Source organism: Chryseobacterium sp. 27AL (assembly GCF_057815395.1).
This window is the reverse complement of record NZ_JBYRIW010000008.1, coordinates 34,163-49,756: the sequence shown is the minus strand read 5'-3', so window position 1 is coordinate 49,756 and position 15,594 is coordinate 34,163. Positions and strand designations below refer to the sequence as shown.

Below are 15,594 nucleotides of genomic sequence, written 5' to 3'. Positions count from 1 at the left end.
AAATACATATCCCTCGTAAAAATCTTAAAGTATAAACCTAAATTTTAATAAAACCAAATGAGTACCCCATTAAACACAATTTTAAGCTGGTTCCAGGCTGGTGATTTTCCGACCGAACAACAATTTGCTGAATCATGGAAATCTTTTTATCACAAAGAAGAAAATATTCCTGTTGATAAAGTTGAAAATCTAAATGCAGAATTACAAAACAAAGCAGACGCATCAGCATTCGAGACGCATCTAATAAGTGAGAATTCGCATAATGCTACCCTTGCAAAACTAGACGCATCAAACCTGAATGGAGAAAATACTCAGGCATGGAAAACAGCTTTAGGCGTTGAAGCTTTGCCTAATAATATTGCATTGATTGATAATCTTCCTTTCTATGGAAACGTATGGTCTAAAGAGCAAAGCAATGCCCTTTATATGGCTGCCAATGAATTTGTTTCCAATGGAAAAATTATAGCTTCCAAAATTGAAGCTTTAGGACTTACAGAACTGATTACCGTAACAGAAACTTCTTTGACCGCTTTCTTAACAAATAATATCAATTATCAGTATGAAAAAAACGATATCATTGCCATTCCTGATATAGGTGGAAATTATTCTTTATACATCTACAAAGGAGGTTTAAAAACGACAGCAGGCAATTACATTCCTACAGGTCTCACAAATATTACCATTGCAATGGTTCAGGGATTACAGACTGCTTTAGATGCTAAGATGGATAAACCTGCCATAGCGGGAAATTACATGGCGAGGCTTGCTTCAGGTACTGTAACCTGGAGGGCGATTAATCCTTCTTCTAATTATCTTAATTTTTGGAATGGGAGTGATTTTAGTGCTTCAAGCCTGTATTATGACGGCGCAAAGTTCGGAATTGGCACCACTACGCCTGGCGAAATGCTGCATCTGAACAATGGAAGACTGCGCGCCAAAGCAATGGTTTTTGACGAAAACACAGAGACTTTGCCGTATCAGATCACTTACAATAGCAGTCGTTTTTATGGTGCAGATCTTACGGGAACCCGTAGAATGTTCATGTATCGTGATTATGATGATATTCATACATTGTTTTCAGGTATGACCGATCTGCAAAAAACACAAATCAGAAATGACCTGCGTTTAGCTGGTGAAAGCTTTTCTGCCGGTACACCCCGAATAGACGTTTTATTACTACCGTTTATTGATAATACAAAGAACTTCATTCAATATACGACATTGGTGGGCATTAACTTATTTGTCGATAATGTGACCCCGAATGCAAACGTCAAGATTAAAAGAGTGAAAGATGTAAACGGAACAAACCTTGCTACACCGGAAGTTTACAACGTTGATAATTTTACTGTTTTACAGAATTTCCCTAATAACTTAAATTTTGGCATTAACTGGTCCAACAAACCCCAAGGATATTATCAGATTTTTGTCACTCATAACGGTTTGACGAATGCGAGTTCGCCCGAATTGATTGTTAAGGCGGGATTAACGTATAACCAATTTACAGGAATTGCCAACTGGCAAAAGGCGTCGGGTGGAGACGCATCGGTTTCTGATACAGCCATATCGTCAGGCTCACAAAATACGTTATATTACTCGGACAATTTAATAAGTACGGGCGAAGTCAATTCAGGGTTTATGGTCTCTTTTGCGATCAATAACAATTTAAGTAACTGGGGTGCCAGCTTTATTGGCTTCTGGAGATGCGGTTTAATCGGTAATGGGGATAATGTATTTTACGGAGTTCAATACTATGATGGTGCGGGTAATGGCCAACTTCCTAATACAACATTGTCAGTACGGAATGATACATTCCATATTGCGTATTATAACGGTGTGGTCTATGTTATAGCCGAATCTAACGGAAAGACGTATCAGCAATTTAACAGTACTTTTAATCTTTACCCTAAACGTTTTGTATTCCAATTAAGCGGAGGGGGCCAAGGCTCTATAAGTATGCAATTATTAGGAAAAATATCATTGTCTTAAACTATATAAATATCATGAAAAAAGAATTAATTATTACACCTGAAGTACAGGCTATAGTAGATGCTATAAAAAATACAGGTAAATCGTGGCATGAAGCCACTCTTCCGGATCACCCTCTATATCCTCAATTTGCGCGAAAATTGGTAGTGACAGGATTTAACACACCGGACATGGAAGGAGATGAAGATCGAATTTATGTTAATATCCGTCAATATCTAATCATAAAAGAAGAAAATATTATTCATAAACGGTTGAAGATGCCCGATTGGATGATCCATGAAGGAAATGTAGAAGAAATAATGGATAAAAATGGAGTATTGAAAGGAATTTACAGAACTACAGATGATAACGGGCAAATCATAGAAGAAAAAGAAACTGTATTAAAAGCTCAATCTGTGCAATACGTCCGTTATCTTATTAAATCAAAAGCTGAGAACCTGGTTGATATTTTAGAGAGATTTATCGGGCTTTATATCTCTTTATTTGATGAGGAAATTAATGAGATATAGGTACACTATACTATTTTGTTGATCGTTTTGCCGATATTTAAGACACTTTATCAGATTTCATTTATTACAAATCTAAATTTTAACGTATATAAACCAATGGCTACACCATTAAATACAATTTTAAGCTGGTTTCAGACCGGCGATTTCCCGACGGAGAAACAGATCTTCCCACAGCTTTAACTTTAGTCAACGAACTGAAAAAACAATTTAATGCAAAATTAACCGCCGACCGAAATAGCGGAATTTAATCACTATAAATAATCACTCACTGCAACTACAGAATCCACAAGGCAAAAAACTTTTAGGAGAACAAAAAAAGAATGAATTTTGGACTTTACATCATAAGCAGTATAGAATAGTAAATACATGGAAAAAACTGAAATAACCACGAGAGAAAAATTAAAAACCTATTTTGAAACAGGAAAATACCCAACAGAAGGTCAGTTTGCAGAATTGATCGATTTTTTGAGACTTAAAGAAGATGTTCCGAGCAATAAAGAAATGGTAACGCTTTTCAATAATTTGGCATCTCTTGAAAATGGATATATTACTTATTACAACACAAGTAAAGATTTGAAATTTCTTATCATTATCACTTCAAAAGATGAAGAAGATCAAATGATTACAATCGATAACCTGAATAATAGAGCAGAAAAAAAATATTTTTATGGAAATGCGCCCTATTCCATTAAAGTAAAAGAATTTCCTTCAGAAGGATTAGAAGAAAATGAGTACTATTATTTAAATTCTCAGGTGGATGACACTTTTGGAGTTAATAGACTTTTTGGAAATAATCTGCCTGGAATTCCTGAAGGATTTGATTTAGGAACGGTCGAAGATAAAAAGTTTTCTATACAATTAAGCAAACAGAATTTTGGAGATAAAATAAACGTTGTAAATACAAGTTTCAAGCTTGTCAATAAAACAGAAATATCTATTCAATACGCATTGTATGCAAATTACTGGTCCGGATTTTATACCTCTGAAGATAGTATTACCAATCATTATGACTTATGGGATACTGTGGTTTGCATGTATAAAGCGGACCTTACAGAAATCAATAAGGCGATTGAATGCAGAATTTATGATGCGGATAATGATACTCTTCTGATGACAGCCTCTTTGGTACCTGGTCAGAAAAATATCAACGTCTCTGCAGGAGGTGTCCTGTCAGGAGTAAGAAATGCCAGAATCGAATGTAATTATGAAAGCCAGGCAAATAAATAGAGTTACTGCAACTACAGTACAGACAGGGCAAAAAACTTTTAAATAAAGAAAAAAAGTCTGAACTTTGAACTATCAAAATAAAGGTTAAACACTCAGTCAAAAAGCCACTGCAGCTACAGAACAGAGAATGCAAAAAGCTTTTATAAGAATAAAAAAAGCCTGAACTTTGAACTTAATTCATAAAAAGGCAAATACAGGCCGAAGCCAATTAATGAAAATTATTTGGATACCGCAAAAGCGAAATGTGATCAATTACAAGATCAATTCATAAAATAAATCCTCAGTCGGGTAATATCCTTAATAACAGGATCCCTTTTACTCTTGAAATATTGGAATTTTCTGATCCATTAATCAGAATCTATCCAGGATGTGAAATAACAGTAAATCTATACCGGAAAATCTGTTGTTTTCTTTCAGAGCAGATTGATTTCTTTAAAAAGTAGGAAATCCAGTGACAGGAAGGCTTTCAGAAAACAATTGTTACGGCAGTTGGTAAAACTCTCAAAAGTGAGCTGCTTTCCGGTTGGGGTTACTTTTAATAATATGGCTGTTTAAACTTTTATATAACCGCAAAAGTTGCAAAAATTACTCATATTCATTTGTGCGCTACTTTCCGGTTGAGGTTTAGTGAAATAAACCAGAAAACAGGTGGAAACGTCTTAAGATAGACAGTATGTTTTAAAAACTCGGGTAAGACACTCCGAAGCAGGATGCCTTTTACTTTTGAAATATCGGAATTTTTTGATGTCAGACATCAGAATCTCATCCAGCATGCAGAATGACAGATCAGCTGATCTTTTATTTCTTTCAAGAGTCAGATCAATTCTTTAAAAAGTAGGAATTCCGGTGAGAGAAAGACTTTCAAAATAACTGCTGTGGCAGTTTTGGTAAGACTTTTCCAGATGAGTGATAAGTGTTGTATCAATGCATATTTTCAAAAAAATTAAATCAAAAAAGCTTTAACCGCTGAACTAAAAACAGAATTAAAATAAAAACGAATAACCAATGCAGACAGAAAAAATACAGAAATTATTTACTCATTTAGAAGACGTTATTGTCTGGCGTATAAAAAATTCTGCAGAAGACTTTACTACAGGAGCACCTGAATTTAGAACCAATGACCATGAAAACTTTCAATTAGGAGACTATATTTCAGGAAAAAAGCTTGCCCATCAGGAAGTTATTGTTCTCTTAATGGCTTTGCTGCCAAGACTTGATCCTGCATTGCTGAAACGCATCTACCTGGAGTTTCCCACCAGTGTGCTGTTTGATTTCTGTTCAGTTAATGAAAACGGAAGGCTCTTTTATCCCACAATTCAGACTGTTCAGTATATTTTGGGTGGCGAAAGCATTTCAGGACGATTAAAAGCACTCGACTATTTCAGTTCAGATTCCGTATTGGTTAAAGATGAAATTATTATTTTTTCTGGTTCAGCACAGGATCATATAGCGGTAAATAGCCAGATCAATGTTCATCACGAAGCGTTTAACACGATTGTTTTAGGATCAGAATTATTGCCAAAGATGAGCAATGATTTTCCGGCAGAACAATTGCACACCAGCCGGTCGTGGAACGATTTGATACTTCCGCAGAATACACTCCATGAACTTAAAAGCATTGAAGACTGGTACAGCAGCAGTCATATTTTAATGGAAGACTGGGGCATGCAGAAAAAACTTAAACCCGGTTTCAGAGTTCTGTTTTACGGAGATCCGGGAACAGGAAAAACACTGGCGGCCAGCCTTCTGGGCAAATACACAAAACGCCCTGTTTTCAGGGTTGATGTTTCTATGCTGGTTTCAAAATACATCGGTGAAACTGAAAAGCAGCTGTCGAAATTATTTGACAAAGCAGAAAATAAAAACTGGATCTTATTCTTTGATGAGGCAGATGCTATTTTCGGGAAACGGACCAATGTGAGAGATGCCCATGATAAATACGCCAATCAGGAAGTTTCCTACCTGTTACAGCGGATAGAAACATTTTCCGGGCTTATTATTCTGGCCTCCAATTTCAAAAATAATATGGATAAAGCCTTTACGCGACGCTTTCATAGCTGCATACAATTTAATAATCCCAAGCAAGAGGAGCGTTTGCGTATCTGGCAACACAATTTACCCGAACAATTACAGCTTGAGGGTATTGATTTAGAACAGATTGCCCGACGTTACGAGCTTACCGGATCTAATATCATGAACGTCATACAGGATGTAAGCTTAAAAGCGATCGCATTAAAAGATCCCGATTACAAGGTAAGTCAGGAGATGCTTTTAGAGAGCATCAGAAAAGAATATATAAAAGAAGACAAAATTTTCTCATAAAAAATTACATGATAAAAAGAATGGATTCCATTGTTTTTAAAAGTGCTGTAAGTTGTTGAAATGTAATAAATTGTACTTGATCGCCTCTTCTGACTGGTTGATCGGCTCTTCTAAACGGTTGATCGGCTCTTCTAAACGGTTGATTGGCTATTCGGAACACTTGATTGCTTTATCGAAATGCTTGATCCCCTGTTCTAAGTACTTGAAGGCTTCAACAAAAGGGTTGATCGTCTCAACTGAAGGCCTGAATGCTGTTTCTAACAAACTGATGTCAGTAAAGAAAACATAAATCAGGTTTTTAAACCGAAACAATATTTCAAAGAAACTCTTTAAAAGATTAAAAAAGTTAAGACTAAAGATTTTCATCCATTTAATCATTAAAACTAAAGCTCATGAAAGCAAAAATTCTGCTACTGATCATATTCTGTGGCCTCACCCTGGGCTGTTGCCGGAGTAAACAAAAAATCACCACTGTTTCCAAAGAACATCGACAGGAAACTGAAAAAGTGAAAGCCGATTCCTTGAGCTTAAACATCATAGAATCTGTTCAAAATGTATCTGCCGATGTTTTAGTCAAAGAAAAGAAAGATGAAGTATCCGGAGATATGCTGATTACAGGAAAATCTGATATTTCCAGCCCCTTTGTTTTTCACAATATTATTGGAAAAGATACTGTTCAAAGTATTTCTATTATGGGAACTGCGGATTATTCAATCAGTAATCATTATGTAAAATCATCAAACAGTAAAACCGAAAACCGAAAAGAAGAATTTAAAGATCATTTTCAGGATGTCACTCAAAATGCGGTTTCAAAAGAAATTAAGAAAGAAAAGACTTCGGTAGTTTCAGAAAAAACGGAAAAAATCAAAGTGACCGGCTTTCAAATTGCAACCTGGATTTTCATGACCATTTTTGGAATCACTGTAATACTCATCTTTTTCACCTATAAATATTTTAAGAAATGAAAACGTCACAAAAAGGGATACAGTTTATCTTATTATTTGAAGGTTTCAGCTCCAAACCTTATCTGGATTCCGCAGGCATTCCGACCATTGGCTATGGAAACACCTATTATCCCGGTGGAAAGAAAGTAACGATGAAAGATCCTGCCATCAGCAGAGAAAGAGGAGTTGAACTATTTTCAACCGTTTTGCCAACTTACGAGAAGATCGTTAACAGTAAAATCAAAGTTGCCCTTACACAGAATCAATTTGATGCACTCGTATCGCATACTTACAATACGGGAGGCTCTGATACTTTATTTTCTTTGATTAATAAAAAGGCAGATTCGGATGCTATCAGAAAATGGTTCACGGAAAAATATATTACTGCAGGCGGTAAGGTTTTAAACGGATTAATAAGACGCCGGAAAGCAGAAGCCGATTTGTTTTTTTCGAAATAAGTCAATCATAATTTAAAATTAATAAACGGGATTTAAATCAATATTAACTTAAAAAATAGCTTGAAAATGAGAGAGAATTAAACAAATGAAAAAAATAGACAATTAATTAATCAAAAAAATTGATAAAATGAAGAACTCAAACCTAATTTCCAATCATCATGGCAGTACCATTAACAACAATATTTAGCTGGTTTGAAAAGGGCGATACTCCTACACAAGATCAGTTTCAGCAAACCTTTTCTTCATTCCGTCATTTAGAAGAAAAAATTAAAATAGATGAGGTGGCGGGCTTACCTGAAGCTTTTCAAAAAACGCTGTCCACCGAAACTTTTACAAATCATTTAAATGATGAAAATGCACATAATTCGGTGCTTGCAAAACTCAATGCATCCAATCTTACGCCTGCCGATATCGATCAGTGGAAAGAAAAATTAAAAATCAATCTGGCGGCTACTATAGACGGGGGTGAGGAACCCGGAAATGTGTATACAAAACAGCAGATCGGAGAAATTGTGAGTGTGTTCCAGGCAAAGGATGATGAAATGCTTGAACAGATTGAGATTATTAATCGAATGCTGGCCTCTGATGATGTAAATCTTGATAAAATTCAGGAAATCGTTGATTATATCAAAGAAAACAGACAGCAGATAGAATTAATTCGAGAAACTCTTATCAGCGGTAGTTCAGATGATAAAATCAGACTTTTCGGAAGTTACTCAAACTGGGGGTCGGTCACTTACCAAAATCAGTTTAATGATTTGGTATATGGTAAAATTCAGCATGTTGAAGAGGAAATCGCGTCTGAAAAAGTTACCTATGAACAGAGGGTGAGGGGCAACTCTGTCATAAAACACGACCTTGATACATTAAGCTTTGTAATTGATGCCTACGACATCGTTACCATGTTTACAGTGCCTCTTAAGGTAAGAAGAATAGACACAAAAAATATTGAAGTGTTATTCGACTCAATACCACCAAATATAATTCAGTTAACCATTAAAAAAATATAATTATGGATATTAAATATGCTTATTACAGAAGTTCTGTTGGATACAAAATCGAAGGAAAAACAGACAATGAAATTTTAACAGCCGGCGGTGGCACCAGATCAATCAGTTCTTTCTGGCATGACGGTAACTTTAATCCTTTGGATTATGTACCGAAAACAAGAACGCTAACCATTAACGGAACCTCTTATGATCTGTCAGCAAACAGATCGTTCACAACGCCTGACACCATTACCCGTTTAAAAGGTGGTGCATCCGGTTCTTTAGTTTCCGGAGATGTTACTCTTGCAGCAGGTGCTAATATGGCGATCAGCCAATCGGGAAATACGATTACTTTAGCCTCTACGGATACAACGTACAGCGCGGGTAACGGTCTTACATTATCAGGAACCACCTTTTCCTTACCGGTTACGACTTCAGGGAGCGGGAACGTAGTGACAGGTATCGTTCAGAATGCCAACGGAATCACTGTAAATCTGGGTTCTATGCCCACTTCATCGGATTTGGCGAATTATGTCCCATTGTCACAAAAAGGTGCTGCGAATGGAGTTGCCGTGCTGGATGCATCCGGACTGGTGCCTGCATCTCAATTGCCATCTTATGTAGATGATGTTTTGGAAGGATATTACAAATCTGCTGACGGAAAGTTTTATAAAGAGTCATCATATACTAACCTCATCAATGGAGAAACAGGTAAAATTTATGTGTCGCTTGATACCAACAAAACCTACCGATGGACGGGAACAACATTCGTTTATATCACTTCAGGAGCGGTGGATTCCGTTAACGGTCAGACCGGCGTGGTGGTTCTTAATAAATCCCATGTTGGTTTAGCTAACGTTGACAACACTGCCGACTCAGCGAAAAGTGTTCTTTCTGCTACAAAATGGACTGCAGCAAGAACCATTACCCTTTCCGGAGTTACCGCAACAGCACAAACCATTGATGGTTCCGGGAATGTCGCAATCCCTGTTACTGCTGTTCCCGCAACATTACTAACAGGTACTGCAGCAATCAATACAACCGGATCAGCCGCAAAACTGACAACAGCGAGAACGATTTCTGCAACAGGTGATGGGACATGGGCGGTTAGCTTTGACGGTTCTGCAAACGTTGCTTCATCATTGACATTGGCTGCAACAGGAGTAGCTGCCGGAACTTACGACCAGGTAACGGTTGATGCTAAAGGTAGAGTGGTCGCCGGAAATAATCTTGTAAGATCATACACTACTTCAATTTCCGGAACTGCAACGATAGGACACAACTTAGGTACCAGAAATGTTGAAGTTGCCATGTACGATACCGTAACTTTTTACAAAATCGATGGCAGAATAAAATTAACCGATCCGAACAAATTAGATATTGAATTTGATTCTAATTTACCAAACCCGGTATCAGTCACAGTAACCAGCAAAGATTTGTAATATGAGCGATATCAAATATGCACTTTATACCTCTTCGAAGGGCTTTAAAGTCGTAGGAGGTATAGCTGCGCAATTCCTGAAGGCGGATGGTTCGGTGGATGCCACTTCTTATATCCCGGCAGGTACGGATATTAATATGGCTGATAAAAACATTAATTTCACTTCAGGAAGTTTATCCAGGGTTGAGGGTAGTTGCAGGGTTTTTAATAAAGTCTTTCAAAAATTTACTGGCAATGCTCAGACTGGTATTTTAAGTTTAAAATTTCCGCAAGCAACGACAGCCGCAACAATGTTTGACGTAACATTGAAAATTTACGGATATCAAAATAGATTTTTAGGAAATTTAAGAATTGCATTTTACAAACAATCAGCTATCTTAATTCATGCAACTGGCGCAAAGGCTGTCATTGAGTGTTCAGAAACATTTCCGACCACTGTAATTAATGCCGGAATTGATGCTGATGGGAAAGTCTGTATCAATATTGGTGAAGCAACAACATTCTGGAATACACACGTTACTGTAGAGGTTGAACGTGTTGTCAGCCAATATACGGGATATAACAGTGATTGGTCAAAAGGTTGGTCACAGGGAATTGAGACTGATACGTCAACCTATCAGTCTCTTTTAAATATCGTTCCGGATATAGTAGCTTCGAGGGCTTGGGTTGATGCCAATAATGCCGGATCTATTCCTAAATCTGCTTCATTACTATCTACTGCTGATTTGAATACATTTTTAACGCCTGGTTTTTATTATCAACACTCCAGTACCAATGCAACGTCCGAACGGCATTATCCGATTGGGCTCGCAGGTTATTTAAATGTTTATAGAGCTTCCACTACGCGACTGGTTCAGGAATACACAGAACATCTTTACGGAAGGACTTGGAAACGTGTTTATGATGGTACTAATTTTAGCACATGGTTAAAAGTTTGGTCTGAAAATGATTTCAATCAAACGAATATTGATACATGGAATGCGGCTGCTGTAGAAACGGGAAATAATTTAAAGGTATTAGGTAATGGTGTTAGTAAGCATAATTTTTCCAATATAGATGTATTTACAATGAGAAATACTGCTATGTGGGCTACTGGAGGAGCTAATAGACCTGGCAATACCAACGGTGCAGTAGTAAATTTTACACCTTATAATTCTGGTGGAAGTAGTTATGGATTCTCTTTATCCGCTAGATTAAATAAATTGTATTTTGTTACAGAGGAAAACTCAGTTTTCGGAAGTTGGCTTGAAGTGTACCATACAGGTAATTTTAGTCCATCGAACTATTATACTAAAAATGAATCTTTAGGATTATTCGTTGGATTGAATGGAGTTCAAAATATTTCAGGTGCAAAAACATTTACAGAAAGCCCAATTGTTCCAAATGCAACCTTAAATGGTCATGCCGTTAATTTCGGGCAAATGGACTCGCTAATAAATCAGACAGTAAGTAATTTCATACCTCTTGGATTCAAAGGTGCGCCCGATGGTGTGGCAGAACTTGATTCAAATGGTTTGGTTCCGGCTTCACAGTTGCCTACATTAACTGCAACACTACCTGATTCGGGCGTAACAGCCGGAAATTATAAATCAGTTACAGTTAACACGAAAGGGATTGTCACAGCAGGAACAAACCCTACAACATTAGCAGGGTACGGTATTACCAATGCGATGAGTACGTCACACCCGGCGAATAACATCAATGCAGTTACTATTAATAAGTGGAATATGATTGCAGATCAAGGCATCCGAATCAATCAGGGTTTCGCGTTCAATACCGGTGCGGGTCTTGTAATGGCTGATGATTATTTCGGAGGCGATTCAGGTATTGTAGATAATCAACTGAACAGATTTTTGGCAGCAAAAAAATATGAATATTATTTTTATGGTTCTGAAAATGATACATTTGATGGTCTGAACTTTCATTGTGAAAGAAGATCTTTCGGGATGGGAAGGGATGTTAATGATACTGATAAGCTAACAGTAGAGGGATCTGTAAAAGCCAGTAAGAATTTTAAATCAGAAGATGAAAGTCCGGATACACTATTTATTCCTAATGGTAATACGGCTTCGTTAAGAGATGAAATTATCAATGACGAATCTGAATACGCCATCAGATTAGATCCGCATGAGTATGTACTGGATTCATTTAGCTCTCTTGGTATAGATGATAGAAACAGGCTCATCCATATCATCGGGGAATATATTAAGATGGTTGTTGATTTTAAACAAGTTTATCCTAAACAGCAGATCGTCATTTACAATTTTGATCAAAATGATGGCCCGATGGAGGTGAAGATACAAGGAAAAACAATATATTACCTTGAGCCAAAATCTTTTTTAAGATTGTATGTAACCAAATCTTTACGGGTAATTGCCGAAAGATTGCAGTCTTGTGATGTTGTTTGGTAGATATGAGAAAATAATCATATTGATTGATAAAAAAATGGCGCCACTAATTTTGAGTGTGGCGCCATTTGTTTTTAATTCAGATCAGCATCGATTATCTATGTAGGAAAGATCAGGAAAAAACGAGATTATTTTCGATTGTCCTATCAGCCTGTCAGACTTGTTCATAAATCTAAAATTAAGACATTTAGTGTAATCTATCAATCATTCTGCTCATTTCATCAATTTCCCTTTGTTGGGATCTGATGATGCTGTCAGCGAGTTTTCTGACTTCAGGATCTTTGATGTCTGCATTTCTGCTGGTCATAATCGCAGAGGAATGGTGGGGGATCATGGCTTTGAGATATTGTTCATCGTTAATAGGTATCTGTTTTCTGAGACCAGTCAGAGTGATTGCAAAAACCAGAACTGAAGCCGCTATTATAATGCTGTTATATTTTTTGTTGGGATACATTTTTCCCATAATGACAATCATTAAATCGCCATAGGGCTTACCATTATCAATGCCATATAGATTCTGGTCAAACTGGTATGGTAATCGTTGATGGAATTCATGTTTAGAAATATCATTAAATACATCAGAACAGCTGAGATTGCAATGTAGCATTGGATGGCAATTTCATTTTTTGCAATGGAATAGATGGAGAGCATTTTATTCACATCAATATAAATGTTAAAAGTGCCTACCAGACAAGAATGTTTCGGAAGGTGGTTTGAGTAACATTTCGGAATGAAGCCAAAAAAGTGGAGTGCACAGCAGTATTTTCAAGGTAAATAACCATAACCACATGACATCTGCCCTTCATGGCAAAACCTTTATTTTAATTAAATGAATTAATGCGTTTATTCTGTAATAGAAATAATTTAATAATAGCAAAGCATCCCGGGACCATCGGCAAAACTGCTGTCCACATGCCGGGAAAGTAATATCTTCCCGTCGTTTTATAGTAGTAGTTGGGCATATTTTCGATGACAGATCCTTCAATTGAACCGGTGATGGGATGAGGGTCATGGGGCAAAAGATCAGGCGAGATTAACGGAAAAATAAAGTGTGTGAATTCAGCGACACCTGGGCCGATAAAAATAAACCATGCTACAAATCCGGCAACCGGAATTCTATAATATAAACCCAACGAGGTCAGTGTATAAATCGTCGGCCCTACCAGTGCAAATATCATGAGAAAGCTTTTTTCACTCCATGGAATTCCGAACAGGCGGCTCATGGCGGGAGCAAAGCCCATCTGGTATTCTTCGATAATATGAATCTGCAATGCGGCTACCGTAAGGACAAAAAGCGGCAAAATTACCGATGGATTCATAGGATTCTTAAAATAAGTCTTTTGCCAGCAAATAAAAGCGATTAATGCCGAGCCCCCTACGATAATGACGGGTGGTAAGCCGATAGAAAAATAGCCGGCTACAGGGGCAGCAATGGTAATGAGGAGCACTACAGCAACGCTAAGTTTTCTATTGAAAAACAATGGATGGATCATAGCAGTAAATTTCAGCCAAATTACATATCTGTTCAGGGCTGGCATTTATCAAATGATAAAATCGCTATTTTATTGCCCGGATCCTGCTCAATGAAACCTGCGTTATACCCAGATAGGATGCGAGATCTGCCAGACTAATCCGCTGGAGGAGATGGCCTTGATTCTGTATGAATCTGTTGTAGGCGACAACTCCTGTTTCCTCGAGCGACCGTCCCACTCGGCTCATCATTTCAATAACTGCTTTCGAAAGTAGTTTCCGGTAAAATGTTTCCAATTGGTGATATTGAGAGCATAATATCTGAAGGTCTTTATGAAGTATATAACTCACCATAGAATCCTCCAGTGCAACAATTTCATAATGTGAAGGCTTCTGCTCAATAAAACTATCCAGCACAGAAAATACATTGCCTTCCGAGAAGAAGCGCATGATATACTCCCGACTGTCTGTGGTGAATAAGGTTTTTACAAGACCGCTTTCCAAAAAGAATATTTTATTGCAGATGCTTCCCTCTTTGACTATTACATCTCCTTTTGTGTACAATTTTTTGCTAATTACAGAACGTAACGCATTACCGGCTTCTATATCAGGCCGGCAGTATAATTGTACGAACTCAAAGAAATCTGATGGCTTTGGATCTGTTGGGCTTATCATTTTAAAAGATGATTTATTTACAAGATGCTAATTTAAGTATACCTTTTAAGAATCTTTAAAGAACTCGACAATTAAAGTCTCCGTTCAATACCTGAATTACCAAAAAATACCGTAGAGAAGATACAAGAATATTTTGACATCTGTCCGGAAAAGTAGTATTTCTTAAGGATGTATTGAGAATTGATATAACGGTTTGGTACCTCTGCATCTAATAACTCACGCCGCACAGCGTTTCATATTGAGAGGCGGTGCAAAGTATAATATATTACGTATCGGTATGGATTTTGGTCTGTGATAATACAGCAGATCAGATTCCTGAATAATCTTGAACTTAGGATATGATCAACATTAAATCACGATATTAATATTATGAAAAAAGCATCATTAAAAACCATCGCAGAAAAAATGAAAGATTTAGATTTTTGTATGATGGTCACACAGGACGGAAAACAAGTCTCTCATTCAAGGCCTATGAGCAATAATGGTAAAGTAGAATATGACGGAGACTCATGGTTCTTTACTTATGAGGATAGCAATAAAGTCGATCAGATTAAGAACAATCATCATGTCAGTCTTATTTACCAGACTGACGATATGTTATTTATAGACTGTACCGGTAAAGGTGAAATTGTAAAGGATAAAGATATATTGAAGGAAAAATGGGTTGAAGGTCTGGACCAATGGTTTCCGGAAGGGATAGATACTCCGGGAATATGCTTAATCAAAGTTACTGCGAATCAGGTTAAATTCTGGCACAAGGAGGAAGAAGGTGAGTATAATGCCTGACGCTTGGCAGAAGTTGGTCAGTTTTATACAGATCTCAACTAATTTGAGTATAATAAAGAGGCTGTTCAAAAAGTAAGGACAGCCTAAATTTTTTGTTGAGATTATCTCTAAAACAGCTATCTTGGAGTTGTACAAACAATCAACTATGGCTAACTGGGAGATACAAATAATATGTTAAGGAAAAAGCAGTGATCACCTTCAAACAGACATTGATGACTGCAGTTGGTGAAGTTTCTGATGCCATGGCAAGATCTCAGAAAAGTGTTGAAAGATTAAATCTTTTCTGAAGAATAACAGGTTGTAAAAGCGATATTAATTATTGAGTTTTGAAGCTTTTAAAATGGATATACAGAATGTCAAAAACAATAATTTTGATTAT

Annotated in this window: 13 protein-coding genes; 10 read left to right on the top strand and 3 right to left on the bottom strand. The window is 36.9% G+C overall.

Annotated features, from left to right (window positions below):
* Positions 1-57 precede the first annotated feature (57 nt).
* The 9 genes from AC3WV0_RS12505 (at position 58) to AC3WV0_RS12465 (ending at position 12,287) form a co-directional block, all read left to right on the top strand.
* Positions 58-1,986, top strand: coding sequence for a hypothetical protein (locus AC3WV0_RS12505; RefSeq protein WP_488846416.1), 1,929 nt, complete (start codon positions 58-60; stop codon positions 1,984-1,986).
* Between the two features lie 14 nt (positions 1,987-2,000).
* Positions 2,001-2,495: a hypothetical protein gene (locus AC3WV0_RS12500; protein ID WP_488846415.1), complete on the top strand. Its 495-nt coding sequence runs from the start codon at positions 2,001-2,003 to the stop codon at positions 2,493-2,495.
* A gap of 366 nt (positions 2,496-2,861) precedes the next feature.
* Positions 2,862-3,722, top strand: a complete 861-nt coding sequence (locus AC3WV0_RS12495; protein WP_488846412.1) for a hypothetical protein — start codon at positions 2,862-2,864, stop codon at positions 3,720-3,722.
* A 1,005-nt stretch (positions 3,723-4,727) separates the two neighbouring features.
* Complete coding sequence (locus tag AC3WV0_RS12490) at positions 4,728-6,044, top strand: ATP-binding protein (protein ID WP_488846411.1); 1,317 nt, start codon at positions 4,728-4,730, stop codon at positions 6,042-6,044.
* Positions 6,045-6,436: 392 nt separating this feature from the next.
* Positions 6,437-7,009, top strand: a complete 573-nt coding sequence (locus AC3WV0_RS12485) for a hypothetical protein (RefSeq protein ID WP_488846410.1) — start codon at positions 6,437-6,439, stop codon at positions 7,007-7,009.
* Positions 7,006-7,446 (top strand): lysozyme, encoded by a 441-nt coding sequence (locus AC3WV0_RS12480; RefSeq protein ID WP_488846409.1) that lies wholly within the window; start codon positions 7,006-7,008, stop codon positions 7,444-7,446. The genes AC3WV0_RS12485 and AC3WV0_RS12480 overlap by 4 nt, the downstream gene beginning before the upstream one ends.
* A 158-nt stretch (positions 7,447-7,604) precedes the next feature.
* Positions 7,605-8,456 carry a hypothetical protein gene (locus AC3WV0_RS12475; RefSeq protein ID WP_488846407.1) on the top strand — a complete coding sequence of 284 codons (852 nt, stop codon included), beginning with the start codon at positions 7,605-7,607 and terminating at the stop codon, positions 8,454-8,456.
* Positions 8,457-8,458: 2 nt separating this feature from the next.
* Positions 8,459-9,877, top strand: coding sequence for a hypothetical protein (locus AC3WV0_RS12470; protein WP_488846406.1), 1,419 nt, complete (start codon positions 8,459-8,461; stop codon positions 9,875-9,877).
* Position 9,878: 1 nt separating this feature from the next.
* Positions 9,879-12,287, top strand: coding sequence for a pyocin knob domain-containing protein (locus tag AC3WV0_RS12465; protein ID WP_488846404.1), 2,409 nt, complete (start codon positions 9,879-9,881; stop codon positions 12,285-12,287).
* Between the two features lie 184 nt (positions 12,288-12,471).
* Here AC3WV0_RS12465 and AC3WV0_RS12460 read toward each other — a convergent pair whose 3' ends face one another.
* The 3 genes from AC3WV0_RS12460 to AC3WV0_RS12450 form a co-directional block, all read right to left on the bottom strand.
* Positions 12,472-12,891, bottom strand: coding sequence for a DUF305 domain-containing protein (locus tag AC3WV0_RS12460; protein WP_488846403.1), 420 nt, complete (start codon positions 12,889-12,891; stop codon positions 12,472-12,474).
* Between the two features lie 214 nt (positions 12,892-13,105).
* Positions 13,106-13,777, bottom strand: a complete 672-nt coding sequence (locus AC3WV0_RS12455; protein WP_488846401.1) for a hypothetical protein — start codon at positions 13,775-13,777, stop codon at positions 13,106-13,108.
* 64 nt (positions 13,778-13,841) lie between these two features.
* Positions 13,842-14,429 (bottom strand): Crp/Fnr family transcriptional regulator, encoded by a 588-nt coding sequence (locus AC3WV0_RS12450; RefSeq protein WP_488846400.1) that lies wholly within the window; start codon positions 14,427-14,429, stop codon positions 13,842-13,844.
* Positions 14,430-14,798: 369 nt separating this feature from the next.
* Between AC3WV0_RS12450 and AC3WV0_RS12445 the strand changes: the two genes are divergently transcribed.
* On the top strand, positions 14,799-15,215 hold the full coding sequence (locus tag AC3WV0_RS12445) for a pyridoxamine 5'-phosphate oxidase family protein (RefSeq protein WP_488846399.1): 417 nt from the start codon (positions 14,799-14,801) through the stop codon (positions 15,213-15,215).
* Positions 15,216-15,594 lie beyond the last annotated feature (379 nt).